At 59.7% G+C, this 15,671-nt stretch carries 18 protein-coding genes and 1 riboswitch; of the genes, 5 read left to right on the top strand and 13 right to left on the bottom strand.

Going from position 1 to position 15,671, the window contains the following annotated elements:
* The first annotated feature begins 3 nt into the window (after positions 1–3).
* Positions 4–119: riboswitch (TPP riboswitch) on the top strand.
* Both thiC and thiD read left to right on the top strand, forming a co-directional pair.
* Entirely contained in the window at positions 112–1,446 is a 1,335-nt protein-coding gene (gene thiC / locus AAAX31_RS07485) for a phosphomethylpyrimidine synthase ThiC (RefSeq protein WP_099431544.1), read from the top strand. Its footprint overlaps the riboswitch before it by 8 nt.
* Positions 1,447–1,627: 181 nt before the next feature.
* Positions 1,628–2,458, top strand: a complete 831-nt coding sequence (thiD, locus tag AAAX31_RS07480; RefSeq protein WP_349076735.1) for a bifunctional hydroxymethylpyrimidine kinase/phosphomethylpyrimidine kinase — start codon at positions 1,628–1,630, stop codon at positions 2,456–2,458.
* 145 nt (positions 2,459–2,603) lie between these two features.
* Here the strand turns inward: thiD and AAAX31_RS07475 are convergent, their stop codons facing one another.
* The 5 genes from AAAX31_RS07475 to AAAX31_RS07455 all read right to left on the bottom strand — a co-directional run bounded on the left by AAAX31_RS07475 (position 2,604) and on the right by AAAX31_RS07455 (position 6,421).
* Positions 2,604–3,215, bottom strand: a complete 612-nt coding sequence (locus AAAX31_RS07475; RefSeq protein ID WP_117757012.1) for a pentapeptide repeat-containing protein — start codon at positions 3,213–3,215, stop codon at positions 2,604–2,606.
* 79 nt (positions 3,216–3,294) lie between these two features.
* Entirely contained in the window at positions 3,295–3,954 is a 660-nt protein-coding gene (locus AAAX31_RS07470; RefSeq protein ID WP_117584214.1) for an SGNH/GDSL hydrolase family protein, read from the bottom strand.
* Between the two features lie 78 nt (positions 3,955–4,032).
* On the bottom strand, positions 4,033–5,166 hold the full coding sequence (locus AAAX31_RS07465) for a TIGR02452 family protein (protein ID WP_349076734.1): 1,134 nt from the start codon (positions 5,164–5,166) through the stop codon (positions 4,033–4,035).
* Positions 5,167–5,306: 140 nt separating this feature from the next.
* Positions 5,307–6,002, bottom strand: a complete 696-nt coding sequence (locus tag AAAX31_RS07460; RefSeq protein WP_117757011.1) for a Bax inhibitor-1 family protein — start codon at positions 6,000–6,002, stop codon at positions 5,307–5,309.
* A gap of 80 nt (positions 6,003–6,082) precedes the next feature.
* Positions 6,083–6,421: a hypothetical protein gene (locus tag AAAX31_RS07455; protein ID WP_349076732.1), complete on the bottom strand. Its 339-nt coding sequence runs from the start codon at positions 6,419–6,421 to the stop codon at positions 6,083–6,085.
* A gap of 250 nt (positions 6,422–6,671) precedes the next feature.
* Between AAAX31_RS07455 and AAAX31_RS07450 the strand changes: the two genes are divergently transcribed.
* The 3 genes from AAAX31_RS07450 to AAAX31_RS07440 all read left to right on the top strand — a co-directional run bounded on the left by AAAX31_RS07450 (position 6,672) and on the right by AAAX31_RS07440 (position 9,224).
* A complete protein-coding gene (locus tag AAAX31_RS07450; protein WP_055251696.1) occupies positions 6,672–7,721 on the top strand; it encodes an inorganic phosphate transporter in 1,050 nt (349 codons plus the stop codon).
* Between the two features lie 67 nt (positions 7,722–7,788).
* Entirely contained in the window at positions 7,789–8,412 is a 624-nt protein-coding gene (locus AAAX31_RS07445; RefSeq protein ID WP_055251695.1) for a DUF47 family protein, read from the top strand.
* A gap of 281 nt (positions 8,413–8,693) precedes the next feature.
* Positions 8,694–9,224 (top strand): nitroreductase family protein, encoded by a 531-nt coding sequence (locus AAAX31_RS07440; RefSeq protein WP_349076730.1) that lies wholly within the window; start codon positions 8,694–8,696, stop codon positions 9,222–9,224.
* A gap of 166 nt (positions 9,225–9,390) precedes the next feature.
* Here AAAX31_RS07440 and AAAX31_RS07435 read toward each other — a convergent pair whose 3' ends face one another.
* From AAAX31_RS07435 to pstC, 8 genes are all read right to left on the bottom strand, one after another.
* The gene (locus AAAX31_RS07435; RefSeq protein ID WP_006234242.1) at positions 9,391–10,065 is read right to left on the bottom strand and encodes a DivIVA domain-containing protein; all 675 of its coding nucleotides are present in this window, start codon (positions 10,063–10,065) and stop codon (positions 9,391–9,393) included.
* 60 nt (positions 10,066–10,125) lie between these two features.
* Positions 10,126–10,371, bottom strand: coding sequence for a YggT family protein (locus tag AAAX31_RS07430; RefSeq protein ID WP_255413349.1), 246 nt, complete (start codon positions 10,369–10,371; stop codon positions 10,126–10,128).
* 57 nt (positions 10,372–10,428) lie between these two features.
* Positions 10,429–11,151, bottom strand: a complete 723-nt coding sequence (locus AAAX31_RS07425; protein WP_022094497.1) for a cell division protein SepF — start codon at positions 11,149–11,151, stop codon at positions 10,429–10,431.
* Between the two features lie 60 nt (positions 11,152–11,211).
* Complete coding sequence (locus AAAX31_RS07420; protein WP_089571590.1) at positions 11,212–11,949, bottom strand: YggS family pyridoxal phosphate-dependent enzyme; 738 nt, start codon at positions 11,947–11,949, stop codon at positions 11,212–11,214.
* Positions 11,950–12,068: 119 nt separating this feature from the next.
* Positions 12,069–12,926 carry a PhoU domain-containing protein gene (locus AAAX31_RS07415; RefSeq protein WP_349076729.1) on the bottom strand — a complete coding sequence of 286 codons (858 nt, stop codon included), beginning with the start codon at positions 12,924–12,926 and terminating at the stop codon, positions 12,069–12,071.
* 92 nt (positions 12,927–13,018) lie between these two features.
* On the bottom strand, positions 13,019–13,822 hold the full coding sequence (gene pstB / locus AAAX31_RS07410) for a phosphate ABC transporter ATP-binding protein PstB (RefSeq protein WP_089571588.1): 804 nt from the start codon (positions 13,820–13,822) through the stop codon (positions 13,019–13,021).
* Between the two features lie 12 nt (positions 13,823–13,834).
* Positions 13,835–14,740: a phosphate ABC transporter permease PstA gene (gene pstA / locus AAAX31_RS07405; protein ID WP_055251684.1), complete on the bottom strand. Its 906-nt coding sequence runs from the start codon at positions 14,738–14,740 to the stop codon at positions 13,835–13,837.
* 3 nt (positions 14,741–14,743) lie between these two features.
* A complete protein-coding gene (gene pstC, locus AAAX31_RS07400; RefSeq protein ID WP_117736389.1) occupies positions 14,744–15,670 on the bottom strand; it encodes a phosphate ABC transporter permease subunit PstC in 927 nt (308 codons plus the stop codon).
* Position 15,671: the final 1 nt, after the last annotated feature.

Genomic DNA, 15,671 nt, shown 5'->3' with positions numbered 1-15,671 from the left:
CCCATTACATAAACGGGGAGCTTGCAGGACAGGACGGCAGGCTGAGACTGGGCGCGCCCGCCCTGACCCGCAAACCTGATATGGGTAATGCCAACGAAGGGAGCCGTGCCAATGAGCACACAGACCGAGCCCAAGCTCGTCACGCAAATCGACTTCGCCCGCGCCGGGCAGATCACGCCGCAGATGAAGGAAGTCGCCGAGCGCGAGCATCGCGACCCCGAGTACATCCGCGAGCGCGTGGCCGACGGCCGCATCGCCATTCCCGCCAACATCGTGCACATCAAAAAAGGCATGCGCGCCTTTGGTGTCGGCGAGGGCCTGTCTACTAAGGTCAACGTCAACCTGGGCATCTCGGGCGATAAAGCCGATGCCGCCGAGGAATGGAAGAAGGTCAAGATCGCCGAGGACTTTGGCGCCGACGCCATCATGGACCTTTCCAACTCGGGCAAGACGCGCCAGTTCCGCCAGCAGCTCATCGACGAGACGCCGCTCATGGTGGGCACCGTCCCCATGTACGACGCCATCGGCTACATGGAAAAGCCGCTGGTCAAGCTTACCAAGGATGACCTGTTCGAGGTCGTGCGCGCGCACGCCGAGGACGGCGTGGACTTTATGACCATCCACTGCGGCATCAACAAGTCGGTCACCAAGACCTTTAAGGAGACCGGCCGCTTGATGAACATCGTGAGCCGCGGCGGCTCGCTGCTGTTTGGCTGGATGGAGGTCACCGGCAACGAAAACCCCTTCTACGAGTACTTTGACGAGCTGCTCGAGATCTGCCACGAGTACGACGTGACGATTTCGCTCGGCGACTCCTGCCGCCCGGGCTGCCTCTACGACTCCAACGACGCCACCGAGACCGCCGAGATGATCGAGCTGGGCAAGCTGTGCAAGCGCGCTTGGGCCGCCGGCGTCCAAGTCATGGTCGAGGGCCCGGGTCACATGGCGCTCGACGAGATCGCCGCCAACATGAAACTGCAGAAGCGCCTGTGCCACAACGCCCCGTTCTATGTGCTCGGGCCGCTGGTGACCGATATCGGCGTGGGTTACGACCACATCACCGCCGCCATCGGCGGCGCTATCTCCGCCAGCTCCGGCGCCGACTTCCTGTGCTACGTGACGCCGGCCGAGCACTTGTGCCTGCCCAACGCCCAAGACGTGCTCGATGGCCTCATGGCCACTAAGATTGCCGCGCACGCCGCCGATATCGCCAAGAAGGTGCCGCACGCCCGCGACATGGACGACAAGATGGGCCAGGCACGCCGCAAGCTCGACTGGGACGCCATGTGGAAGTGCGCCCTCGACCCGGTCACCGGCAAGAAGCGCTACGAGGAATCCCCCGCCGCCACCGAGGGCACCTGCACCATGTGCGGCAAGATGTGCGCCGTCCGCACTGTCAACAAGGTGTTCGAGGGTACGACGATCGATCTCGGCATGGAGGACTAACGCGTCGCCACAATCGCTTTTGGCAGCACCGAGGCGTTCGTCAATTGTTGACATGTGAACATTTGTTTTTATTTGCGTTAAGATTGCACCGCCCGCCCGGGATCGGCATACAGCCGGCCCGGGCATCTTTATAATGCTGGCTTAAAGACCCATTTGATTCCGACCGAACAAGGGAGCGAGCATGGATCGCAGCAAGGTACCCGCCGTCCTGTCCATCGCGGGATCCGATTCCAGCGGCGGCGCCGGCATTCAGGCCGACATCAAGACCATCACGGCGCACCGCCTGTATGCCGAGACAGCCATCACCGCCATCACCGCACAGAACACCCTGGGCGTCACCGCCGTACAGACCATCTCGCCAGATATCGTCGCCGCGCAAATCGACGCCGTTTTTGACGATATCCGCCCCAACGCCGTCAAGATCGGCATGGTTTCCTCTGCCGAGATTATCGAGGTTATCGCCGACCGCCTGAGCGACTGGAACGCGACAAACGTGGTAGTCGACCCCGTCATGGTAGCCACCTCGGGCGCACGGCTGATTGCCGAAGATGCCGCCGAGGCGCTCACCCGCCGCCTGTTCCCACTAGCAACCGTCATCACGCCCAATATTCCCGAGGCCATGGCCCTGCTTGACTACGAGGTCGACTCCGAGCGCACACAGCAAAATGCTGCCATGCTCCTCACCCGCCGCTTTGGTTGCGCATCCCTCGTTAAGGGTGGGCATCTTGTCAACGAGGCCAACGATGTGCTGGCAGAGCCCGCACCGCTCGATGACGAGGGCAACCATCTGGGCGATCCGCTCACCACGTGGTTCCGCCACAAGCGCATCGAGACCGACAACACACACGGCACTGGCTGCACGCTTTCGTCCGCCATCGCCTGCGCGCTGGCCCAGGGCATGGATCTTGCCGATGCCGTCAATGCGGGCAAGGCATACCTGACAGGCGCTCTGGCCGCCGGCCTGAACATGGGCAAAGGCTCCGGCCCTGTCAACCACATGTGGCAGTACTAAATAGCCAGTAACCTGCCAAAAAGAGACAGGCTACTTTGCACCAAAAACCGTCGCAACATTCGATGAAAATCGTGCAAACGCGAAAAATCATTAAATGTTGCGACGGTTTGATTTTAGATAGCGGTCGAGCAAAGGACCGGGGCGTCTAGTCGTCGGCGAGTTGAATTCCCAACAAACCCGAGAGTGCCAGCGCCTGCTCGGCATTGACCGTCAAGCCACGCAACTCATGGTAATCGCCCGAAACAACGGGCGCTGCAAATGTACAGCGCGACACATCAACGCCGGAAAGCGACGTCTTGAACACATCAACACGCGTCAGGTCACAGCCATCCAGGCGTATCTGACCCAGCTTGGCACCCTGAAACGCAGCCTCTCTCAGACGTGTATCGCATGCTGTCATAGGGCCAATGCGTCCCTCCGAAAGGTTCGCATAGCTCAAATCGCACGATCCAAACGACACGCTCGACAGGCGCGCCTTGAGCAAGTTGAGTCCCGGTGCCGAGCAGTCAACGAAGTCACAGCGGCTGAGCCAGCAGCCTTCCATGTTGCAGCGGATAAAGCGGCAACCGCGAAACACCACGTCGCGAAACGTCGAGCCGCTCCAGTCAACGCTATCGAACTCGCAAGATCGGAACACAACGCCATCGAAGGTCGCGCCGTTCGCCACGTCGTAGGCAAGATCCAAATCCTCAAAAGCGGTATTGGAGACGAGCTCATCGCCCTCGGCAAAGAGGTCGATGAGCTCGTCCATGCCCATATGGCAGCCAATCCGTTCGTTTACCCGGGCAAAACCACCACAAAGGTGCCTGTCCCCTTTGTAGTGGCTTGGGGTCGCGCTACTCACCGAGCATCTCTTGGAGCTTGGCTGCCACGGCATGTCCCAAGCTCTCGTGGCTTTCGGGCATCATATGCAGATAGTCGATATCGCCCGGCTCGGCAAACTCGGCGGCATTCAAAAAGTCGCAGCCAAACTGCTCGGCCACGTGCGCATAGTACTCGCCAAAATGCTCAGATGCCTCGACGGAACGCTCGTCAAAATCGGTCATATATACATCGGCGATCTGCGGCTTGATCTTGATAGGAGCCATCAGCAGGATGCGCGGGCAAGGCGCAGCGTCGGTCCACGGAAACGCGCGGACGGCGCGAATCAGCGCCATGGCGCCACGGGCGATATCGGAAGCTGTCACGTTAAAGACCGTCTTACAGTCGTTGGTGCCCAGCATGATCACAATGGCGTCCAGCGGCTTATGAGCCTCGAGCAGCATCGGAAGCGCGCGAATGCCGTTGAGGTTAGTGTCCAGATGGCACATGTCGTCGCGTACCGTCGTGCGGCCGTTGAGGCCTTCTTCAATTACATGCCAGCCCTCGCCTAAGTCACGTTGGACCACGCCACACCAGCGCACATCCTGCGCATAGCGCACCGCGGTACCGTCGCGCATGCCCGCCGGATCGTAACCATAGGTGTTGCTGTCACCAAAGCACAGAACGTTTTTCATCGTAAGCTCCCCACTCAATAAAAAGCCGACAGGAGCAGCCTCTCCCGTCGGCTCGGTATATCGCATCACGAGCACCGTTTACAGGTACTTGTGCCAGTCGTCGTCATCCTCGTCATCCTCGGCAGCGGCCTGAGCCTGCTCGGCGGCACGGGCGGCTGCGGCGCGGGCGGCAACCTGAGCATAGGACTCCTCGTTTCGCTCGGGGAAGTTTGCCAGCACGTGCTCGAATTTGGCGAAGTCCTCGTCCCAGCGCGTAGAGGGCACGGCAAAGAAGACCTGCTTGACCTTGAAGTCGCCCGATGCGAGCTCCTTGCGGAAGAGCTCGGCCACGGCCTCGGCATCAAAGCCGTTGTTGTCGCAGCCCCATGCGCCCAGCACGAGCTTCTCGCGACCCAACTCGTCGCAGATGGCGAGCACAAAGCGGATGCGGTCGCGCAGGGCATCCAGCAGAGCATCGTCGCTCACGCGATACTCCTGGCGGGCGCGCTTAACGTTGGGCGCGGCGGCCACGATCACGTCGGCGTATGCATGCACGTGGTTGCGGTCGAAGCGCACCGCAGGCACCACTAGGGCACGGTTACGATAGAGCTCGCAGTTGATGTTGCGGCGACGGTTCTCGCCGTACCATTTGCGCTGCTTATCGAGAACGTTGTACAGATACGAATCGGCGCACAGCGTGGCCTCCTGGCCCAGATAACCCTGAATATAGCCACCGCCCGGGTTGGTGAACGAGGCAAAGGCGAGCACGGCCATGTCGCAGAACTGCGCATAGCCACGACCGTTGTCCAGGATGGCCTGCGTGGCGGAGGCATCAAGCACAGTGACCTCGGGCAGGACCGGAGCGGGCTCCTCTGCAGGCGCGGACTCAGCTTCGGCGATTTCCTCGGCAGGCTCCTCGACGGGCTCGGGCGCTGCCTCGGTCTCGAGCGCTGCCTCGACCTCGGCAGCCTCCGCGCCCTCGACGTCCTCGGCAACCTGTTCTTCGGCGGCCACAGCACTCTGAACCTTGGCCTTCATCGCCGCGACAAAGCCGGCAGGCATACCGTCAAACTCGCGAACATCGGCAAGCGAACGCTCGATATCCTTGGCACACGCTTCGGACACAGTTGCCACGTGACGCTCGGCGGCCTTGGCACGGGCCTCGCGCTTGGGATTGGGCTGACCCGCTCGGTTGGACCTGCGGTTACGGTTCCTGTTGTCGACGTCTGCCATACGTGGCCACCTTTCCTGTCGCTGCCGCTATCGGCTTTTCCCATCCATGATACCCCGCCGCGCACAAAAAAGACGGCCCCGAAGGACCGCCCTTCGCATCGTTTTACCGTGTCCGGCAGGAAGCATCGCAATGCCGCGCTTTAATCGCGACGGCCGAGGATGTTCAGAATGCGCAGGAACACGTTGATGATGTCCACGAACAGGTTGGATGCCATGAGCACGGCGTTGGGCAGCGTGGGCGGCACCGTCGTTGCCACATAGGTGTCGTAGCCGATGAAGCCGGCGAACACCACGATCACGATCAGGTCGGTGATGGACTGCGAAACGCCCATGAACATCAGCACGATCTCGACCAGAATCGTGGCAAGCAGGATGCCAAAACCAATGCCATACACGCGCTGGAAGAACTTGGGGAAGGTCACGCCCAGCGCACCAAAGACAAAGGTGATGGCGGCCGTGGCGATAAAGGCGGTGTTAATGGTAGGCAGGTCGTAGTTGGCAAGACCAAACGACGCCGTCAGGCCAAAGGTGCTCGCAAAGACCACGTAGCCCACAAGGGACAGGCCCACGGACTGTTTGCTGGCAGCAGCCGACATCATGACCATGCCGACGATGGTTAAAATAAACGAGCCAAAGACCAGCGGTAGGGCGGCGCCGCTCATCATCATGCGCGCAAACGACATGGTGCTCGTAAAGTAGGCGCCGGCGCCCATGGCGCAAAAGCCCAAAAAGATCAGAGCAGACATGACAAGGTTGTACGCGCGCGGCGACATCTCCTTGGCACGGCTTGCGCCGGTCTCGATGGGGCCATTCTGATAGCCCTGGATATCGTTCATAATTTCGTCCTTTCAAAAAGCACCGCGACGGCGCCGTAGCTGACAAGTTTCCTGCCATTGTACCCGAACGCCACGCGTTCTTACCTGCGGCGCTCGCTCTCGAGTGTTCGGTCGAACGCCCACACCCACCAACGCATCACGTGTGCCTGCGAGCCGTCCGCCCGCTCGCGCGTCTGGTCCTCCAGATACAACTCGGTCGCGTGCCCGCCAAAACGAACCTCATAAGTCGCCGTACGAATGCCGTGAACCGTCAGGCCAAAACCGGTGGACGAGACAATCTCGTCAATCGTAAAGCAGCGACCGTCAACCCAGCAGACGGTAACCGGCACAACCTGTCCGCCCGCGAGAATGCGAGCCACGACGTCCACATACTGCTTGTGCACGCGCCGAGTTTTGCCGTCTGTCTGTCGATATTCCATGCCTCCCATTATCGAACGCATGTTTGCATATTGTAAAGCGAACAGACTGTGGTTTTGGGGTGTTGGGGCGCGCGCACGTGTCCTCATGGTGTGTTAGCAAAAAGAACACCCACGGTCAACAGGGCTAATATTCATTTTTAGTGCCAAAAAATTCACTGCTCCCATCAGAATTCGGTAAAGAAACCCGCAGGAGGTGATACGATTTATCATGTTTCTGTAACGTGCCTGCAAACTTCGAGAAAGCCCATATATGGACGTAACGTTCTCAACCTTCCTCGGCCAACTTGTGTCGAACCCAGTCCTTGCCGTCACCGTGATCCTCGCGCTCGGCGCCATCTTCGTCAATGGATGGACCGACGCACCCAACGCCATCGCGACCTGCGTCACTACGCGTTGCATGCCCGCCCGCGCCGCCATTCTCATGAGTGCCGCATTCAACTTCCTCGGCGTGCTCATCATGACGCACTTTAACGCGAGCGTCGCCAACACCATCTCCCATATTGTCGACTTTGGCGGAAACAGTACCATGGCGCTCGCCTGCCTGTGCGCGGCGCTGTTCTCCATCGTCGTCTACGGCGCCACAGCGTCGCGTTTTGGCATCCCCACCTCGCAAAGCCACAGCCTTATCGCCGGCCTGACCGGTGCCGCCATCGCCCTCGGCGGTGCGAGCAGCGTCAACGTCCACGAGTGGATGAAGGTCATCTACGGCCTGGCGCTCTCCATCGGTCTGGGCTTTGTCATGGGCTGGGTCCTGTGCAAGCTCGTCTCGATTCTTTTCGCCGCCGCCAACAGGCGACGTGCCAATGTCTTCTTTAAATACGCTCAGATCGCGAGCGCTGCGGCCATGAGCTTTATGCACGGCGCGCAGGATGGACAGAAGTTCATCGGCGTGCTCTTTTTAGGCGTGGCCTTTGCCAGCGGCCAGACGAGCGTCGGCGATGCCGGCATCCCCATCTGGATTATGCTGCTATGCTCGGCCACCATGGGCATCGGCACCAGCGTGGGCGGCGAGCGCATCATCAAGTCCGTTGGCCAGAGCATGGTCAAGCTCGAAAAGTACCAGGGCTTCTCCGCCGACCTGGCGGGCGCCGCGAACCTGCTGCTTGCCACCCTTACCGGCATCCCCGTGTCCTCCACGCACATCAAGACCTGCGCCATCATGGGCGTCGGTGCCGTCAAACGCCTCTCGGCCATCAACTTCGGCGTCGTCAAGGACATGATGTTCACCTGGTTCTTCACCTTCCCCGCCTGCGGACTCATCAGCTTTGTCATGGCCAAGCTGTTCATGATGTTCATCTAGTCAAACCGAACGTCCATCCGGACCGTAACACCTCGCCCACCCGTCTTCGCCTCGAAAGGACCCACTCATGGCAAAGAAACCCGATTCGTTCTACTTTGACAACTACGTCGCCTGCGCCGACCTCGCCGTCCAGGCCGCCGAGCTGCTTACCAAGATTTTCGAGAACTTCGATCCCGCAAAGATTCACGATATGCTCGACAAGATGCATGCGATCGAGCATGCGGCCGACAAGAAGCACCATGAGCTTGAGGACGCCCTGCTCACCGCCTTTATCACCCCGCTTGAGCGCGAGGATCTGGACCTGATGAGCTGCTCGCTCGACACCGTGCTCGACCGCATCGAGGGCGTCGTGCAGCGCGTCTACTTCACCAATATCCAGAGCATCCACCCCGATGCCATCGTCATCGCTCACAAGGTGACCGACGCCTGCCGCGCCATGAAGGACCTTATGGTCGAGCTTCCCAACTACCGCAAGTCCAAGACCCTGCGCGAACTCGTCATCCAGATCAACACCATCGAGTCCGAGGCCGACGAGCTCTATATCAACGCCATGCGTAACCTGCATGTCAACGGCAAGGACCCGCTCGAGGTCATCGCCTGGCGTGACGTGTACGCCTTCCTGGAGTACTGCGCCGACTGCTGCGAGAATGTGGCCGATGTCGTGGATTCGATTGTCATGAAGAACAGTTAATTGGGGGTACATGTCCCACCGGTCGCGGGCCCGGCCACTAATAACCTTTTTCACTCCGGCTGCAAGCAGAGTCGTTCAAAAGGTTATTAGTGGCCGGGCCCGCTCCCTTACGTACCGCCATTGGAACTTTGGCTGATACTTTGAAAGCGATGGGGCTTTTGTTGGCAGGGCCTTGGGGCCCGATTGGAAACTTTGGAACCGCCTTAAACGTTTGACTGGATGGGGCTTTGGGTACCCTTTTGCTTAGCTTTGGGTTGTTTTGTTAGCTTTGGAGGGTTCGTATGGCGTATTTAGATCTGGCTCGTGGTCGGTATTCTTGTCGTTCTTTTGAGGACCGTCCTGTTGAGCAGTCGGTAGTGGATGCCATTGTTGAGGCGGGGCGGATTGCTCCTTCTGCTTGTAATAATCATCCAGCCCGTGTGATGGTGCTGGATACGCCTGAGCTGTTGGAGAAGGCTGCTGCTTGTCAGCCTCGGTTTGCTCGTGATGGGTCTATCTTTGGAGCTCCGCTTGTCTTCCTTATTTGCAGCGTTACCGATGATGCTTGGGTGCGCCCGTATGACCAGATGAATTCCAGTGAAATCGATACGTCCATCGTGTGCGACCAGATGATGATGGAGGCCACCGAGCAGGGCCTGGGAACGTGCTGGGTATGCCATTTTAAGCCTGAGGTGGCACAGGAGCAGTTCAACCTGCCCAAGGGCGTCTATCCCTATCACATGCTCGTCTGTGGCTATCCTGCCGACCACATCGCCGATCCCGAGCATCGCGAGGCCCGCACCATTCCCCTCCCCAACTTCCTCCTCAAGTAGTTTTTGGCACATGCCCTAAAACCTACCTTTTACCGCTCACCCATTTGCCGAGTTCTGCGCCATTATGTGCAGGGCTCGGTTTTTTATGTTGCGCGCCCCTGCACAGTCATAAAAAAGGACCCGCAAGGTGCGGGTCCTTTCTAGGCACTAAATTGCAGGACGAATGTTAGTCCAGATCGTCGGCGGCAAAGTTGTCGATCGGGGCGAAGGGATCGGCCACGGGGACAACCGGGTCAGCGACGGGCAGCGGCTCGGCGGGAACAGTCACCGCAGGAGAAGCGGCAGAACCGACCGGCGTGGAGGCCATGAGGTCGGCCGGGAAGGAGTTCTGGGCATCATCCATAAAGTGCTGGATGAGCTTGAGGTACTCGGCCTTGAACTCCTCGCGGGAAGCCTTCAGACGGTCGATTTCCTCGAGCTCGGCCTGCTTCTCGGTCAGAGCCTGGCGGATAACCTCGCGGGCCTTGGCGTCAGCCTCGTTGCGGATACGCTCAGCGTTCTCGTTGGCATCGTTGACGATGGTCTCAGCGGTCTGCTGGGCAGCGATCAGGGCAGCGGAAATCTGGCGCTCCTGAGCGGAGAAGTCAGGGGCGGGAGCAGCCACGGGGGCGGCAGGAACGGCCTGGGCGGTGGCATCCTGAGCCTGGGCAAGCTGAGCCTGTGCGTCGGCAAGCTGCTGCTCGGTAGCAGTCAGACGACCCTTAAGGTCGACAATCTTAGCGAGCATAGCGTCAACCTCGGAGGACAGCGTCTCCAAGAAGACGTCGACCTCGGCAGGATCGTAGCCACGCTTGGCCTCAGAGAAAGTCTGAGCCTGGATGTCTGCAGGGGTAATAGCCATAACAAGTCTCCTTTTTCATCGCCTCGGCGTACACGCCCGACGTAAGTTACTAAGTCAGTTCTATACGAGTATACCTATAAGAAGCTGCAGAACCAGCCTCTGCACCAACTGCAACGCAATAATCGCAACGACCGGCGAAAAATCGACACCGCCCATCGGCGGGATGAAACGACGGAACAGGCCGAGCCACGGACCGCACACGCTATCGAGCACCGCAGCAATATCCTGAAGCAAACCGCCCTGCTTCATGGGAATCCACGTCATAAAGCAGTAGACGACAATGAGCGTGGAATAGAAGTTGAACAGCGTGTTGACCAGCTGGACGATAGTGTAGATGTTGATGGGAATCTCCTCGTCTTGTCTTTACTTAAGGTAGCCGTCGGCACGAAGCTTCTTGAGATCGGAATCTTTGACCTCGCAACCGGCGGGCAGCACCATGAACACGCGGTCGCCTACCTCCTTGACCGTGGCGCCCAGACCGCAGGCAAAGCCGTAAGAGAAGTCCAAGACGCGCTTGGCAACTTCGGTGCGTACGCCCACAAAAATCAGTGCGACAGGCTGCTTGGTGCGAACGCGGCGCACCACGGTCTCCACGTCGTCATAGCTCTCGGGGCGCAGGACATAGGCCGGCAGCTGCGGCGTGGCGTTGATGATATTGCTCGCATAGGCCGAGGCATCGCTCGGTGCAGGCGCGGGCGCAGCGGCGGCACGGGCGCGGGTGTTCTCGGCGTAGCTCGACGGCGTGTCATAGGCACCAGGACGATAACCGCTCGCAACACTGTCCTGCGAGCGCGAAGGCGGGTTATACGTCGTGGCATGGCGGGAGTCATCGCCGACCAGCTGGCCGGAGCGCGTATACACGGCAACCGACTCAGCTTCACCGCGGCGCGTCTGACCAAGCAGGCCGTTGCTCGGCTCGTCTTGGGTGTAGAAGCCCTCGCCCGAAGCACCGCTGTAGCCGTTGCCCTGATAACCATCGTCATAGCCGTCATCGTAGCCGTAGTCGTCGTCCTGGCCATAACCCTGGTCGTAACCCTGCTGGCCGCCCAGGTGCATCTTATTTTTAATCTCGTCAAGGAAGCCCATGGTTGTGTCCTCTCGCGGTTTAGTGCAGGCGCCCCGATAATCAGTGCGCACTTCAGAGCCTTATTTTACTGCAAACTCCGGGCTAAATACTACCCTGCCCAGGCGAACGAGCGTAGAGCCCTCCTCAAGGGCAGGCTCAAAGTCCTCGCTCATGCCGCAGGAAAGCTCAGGCAGGTTCAAATCGGGATGCGCCGCCTCCAGCTCATCCCTCAGCTCACGAAGCCCCGCAAAGGTGCGGCGTGCCACATCCTTATTCCCCCGGGGCGCCATAGTCATAAGCCCCTGTACGCAAATTCCCTCAAGTTCCGCAAGCTCACCCGCGGCGGCGCGAATCTCATCGGGCGAAAAGCCTCCCTTCGACTCCTCACCACTCACATTGACCTCGATGAGCACACGCTGGGGGCCGGCGAGCTCGCCTGCCTCAATCTTGCGGACAGCACGGCTCGAGATCGCCTGTGCCAGATGCAGCGAACCCACCGAGTGAATCAGCTCGGCTGAGCCCAGCACCGCATTGATCTTATTGGTCTGCAGGTTGCCGATCATATCGAAGCGCACCTCGGGCAGCTCCGGATGCTCCGCCAGACCCGTGAGCTTGCGAACCAGCTCCTGCGGGCGGTTCTCGGCAAAATGGCGATACCCCGCCTGGATGGCGGCAACGGTCTCATCGACACCAACGGTCTTGGACACGGCAATGAGGCGCGCGGCGTCGTGGGGGCGGCCCGCGCGATCGAGCGCCGCATAAAAACGTTCCAGAATCTGCTCGCGGCGAGCGCGCATCAAGTCCAAATAGTTATCCATTGCCAATCGCCTCCGCTGACAGCCAAACAAGTAGTCCCATGCTAACGCAAGAGCGCGGCCCCGCATGTGCAAGGCCGCGCTCACTTAGGTATTTACAATCTTTCGACGAACGGGGTCACTTACTCCTCGTCGTCCTCGCCATCGTCCTCGTCCTCAAGATGATCGAGCAGGTAGCGAAGACCCTCGCTGACCTCGTTGGCGGGCACCTTGGCAACGTAACGCGCGTCGACGGCGGGCCTCATGATAACACCCTCGCCCGAAGGCACGCGCATGCTCTCGAGCTCATCCTCGTCCACACGGGCGATATCGCCGGCGTTCATACGCTGACCAGTCAACAGGAAGGTCAGACGGCAAGCGGCATCGATGGAAATGGAAGCGATGCGATCGAGGTAGCGCGAAACCATGATGGCGCGGCGCAGGTCGTCATAGTTGCTGTCGTCGTCCATAAAGTCGCCCGTATCCATACGATTAAAGGTGCGGAAGAACTTCTCGTAGGCGGTGTGCACCGGCTCGTCCTCGACGGCCAAGTTGCAGATGATGGACATGTCATTGGTGACGAGCGCAGAAAGCGAAGAGCCCAGCACCTGGTAAACAGCTTCGGCCTCGGCCTCAACCGTACCGACGAGCTCCTGGGGCAGCGAGATGTCGGCCTTGACCATGTGACGCGTGGCGCGGCAGATCTGGCGAACCTTATCGGTCATGCGCTGCAGGTTAAAGTCGACGTAGATAATCGTCTGCAGCAAGCGGAAGTCGGAGGCGACCGGCGACTGCGTGGCGATCAGGTTGTAGCACACGGCCTCCAAGTTGGCGCAGCGCGCGTCAATCGAAAGCGTGCGCTTCTTGGTCTTGGTGGCGAGCTTGCGGTCGTCGGTCACATAGGCCTTCACGGCATCGTGGAGGGCCAGATCGACGGCCTCATAGATGCTCAGCATCTCGTGACGGGCCTCGACGAGCTGACGGGAAAACAGTTTGCGCATGGTTCACTCCAATCAGTTGGGTGCGGTCATGCCGCCCGCACAGTGAATACGCACCGGACCAGGTCCGATCGGCTTGGGACTAGTCGCACCGATCAGCCAAAGCGGCCGGTGATATAGTCTTCCGTCCGCGAGTCCACCGGGCTGGTGAAGATCGCGTCGGTTTGACCATACTCGATGAGCGTGGCAGGCTCACCGGCAACTTCCTGCAAGAAGAATGCGGTGTAGTCGCTGATACGAGCTGCCTGCTGCATTGAATGCGTGACGATGATGATCGTCATCTCGGGCGCCAGCTCGGCCATCAAATCCTCGACCTTAGAGACGGACGTGGGGTCGATGGCGGAGCAGGGCTCGTCCATCAGGAGGACATCGGGTTGCACCGCAAGCACGCGCGCGATGCACAGACGCTGCTGCTGACCGCCCGAGAGCGCCAAACCATCCTTGTTGAGCTGATTGGATACCTCTTTCCAGAGGTTGGCGCGCTTGAGCGATTCTTCCACGATGTCATCGAGGTCGCTTTTGCTAGTCACGCCCTGCAGACGAGGGCCAAAGGCGACATTCTCGTAGATGGATTTGGGAAACGGGTTGGGCTGCTGAAAAATCATGCCCACGCGGCGACGGAGGTCGACCGGGTCGACGCCCTCGGCATAGATATCGTTGCCGTCGAGCGTCATGGTGCCCTCGACGCGCGTACCCTCGATCAGGTCATTCATGCGGTTGATGCAGCGCAAAAACGTCGACTTACCGCAGCCCGAAGGGCCAATGAAGGAGGTGATGGCGTTTTTGGCGATGTTGAGGTCGAGCCCCGTCAGCGCATGAAAGTCACCGTACCAAAAGTTGAAATCCTTGGCCGTAATGGCCGCTTGCTCCAGCGTGGGAGCGGACTGATAAACGGACATGGGACTCCTTAACTAGCGACGCTTGCGCGACAGGAAGCGCGCAAACAGGTTGAAGGCCAGAATGATCACCATCAGCAAGAGCGCGGTGCCGTAGGCTGCGTTCATGTTGATGCCGTCGTTGGCAAGCAGGTACAGGTGAACGGTCATGGGGCGGCCGGAATCGAGCGGCGAGATAGGTAGATTGATGGCCTGGCCCATGGTGTAGAGCACCACGGCGGTCTCGCCAATGGCACGGCCGATGGCAAGGACAATGCCCGTGGCAATACGGCCAAAGGCAGAAGGAAGCACGATCTTGGAGACAACCTGCCACTTGGTGGCGCCCAGGCCATACGCGCCCCAACGGATATAGCGCGGAACGGCGCGAATGGCCTCTTCGGTGGTGCGCATGACGATGGGAAGCATCAAGAGCGCAAGCGCCAGAGCGGCCGAGACCATCGAAAGGCCCAGACCCATAGCCTCGACAAACAAGGCGTAGCCAAACAGGCCCATAACGATGGAGGGCACCGAGGCCAAAGCGTCAGCAGCGTAGCGAATGAGCTCAACGATCTTGCCCTGCTTGGCGTACTCGGCCAGATAGACGGCTGCCAGCACAGCGATCGGCGTGCAGATAAGCATGGCGAGCGCCGTCACATAGACGGTCGAGACGATCGTGGGCCAAATACCGCCCTCGGCGTTGACGCCCTGGGGCCAACCGAAGATAAAGTCGAGCGAGATGTGTGGCAGGCCGTTGATGACCACGTAGGCGATGATAGCGACCAGCACCAGCGTGGTGATGTATGCCGCGGCACGGAACACGCCAAGCATGATCTTGTTGGACAGGTCCTTGTTGATGCGGCCCTTCTTGCCGTGGGAAAGGGCACGCTTGATGCGCTCGCGCGACGAGGTCGTATCGACCGTCGTGTCAACGGAATCGGACATAGCCTACCCCCTCTTCTTCTTGGAAACCAGGCGGACGATGCCCACCAGCGTGGCGGAAATGATAAACAGGACCACGCCCATGCCGAACAGCGCCGAGCGATGCAGACCCGAGGAATAGCTCATGTCGAGCGCAATCTGGCTCGTGAGCGTCGAGATGGGGCTCGCAATGCTGTCGGGAATAACCGGGGCGTTACCCACGACCATGAGCACGGCCATGGTCTCGCCGATGGCACGGCCCATACCCAGCACGATGGCATCCACGATACCCAGCTTGGCGGCAGGTAGCACGACCTTATAGATGGTCTGCCACTTAGTAGCACCCATGGCATACGATGCCTCGCGAATACCCATGGGAATGGAATTGAGGGCATCGATGGTGAGCGTGGTGATGGTAGGGACGATCATGATGGCAAGCACGAACCACGCCGTCAGCGCACCAAAACCAAGACCACCGGTCAGTTGCGCGATAAACGGACGGATGATGATCATGCCAAAGAAGCCATAGATGATAGAAGGGATGCCGGCCAACAGGTCAACGGCAGGGCTGATGAGCTTGCGCACGCGCTTGCTGGCGATCTCGACCAGATACACGGCCGTGCCCACGCCTAGGGGCACACCCATGGCGAGCGCACCGACGGTCACCAGACCCGAGCCGGCAAGCAGCGACACGATGCCGTAGTGGCCCTCAGAGGGCGCCCACGTAAAGCTAAAGAAGTCCGCCAGACCGATGTCGGTAAAGACGGGCAGCGCCGAGTACGTGGTAAAGACAAAAATCAGGATGACGGTAACAACCGCCAAGAACGCGCAGGCAAAGAAAATCCACTGCAGCGCCTTCTCCTTGATATAGGTGCTGCGCGATACGAGCGCCAGCTCGCGCTTCTTGGGCGCCTGAGCATTCTGCTCAGTCTGGGAGTTTTCCTGTGCTTCCATG

The sequence above is a fragment of the Collinsella sp. CLA-ER-H5 genome, assembly GCF_040092375.1.
GTDB lineage: Bacteria > Actinomycetota > Coriobacteriia > Coriobacteriales > Coriobacteriaceae > Collinsella.
Note: the sequence above shows the minus strand (reverse complement) of the source record. Positions and strands in the feature narration are given on the sequence as shown.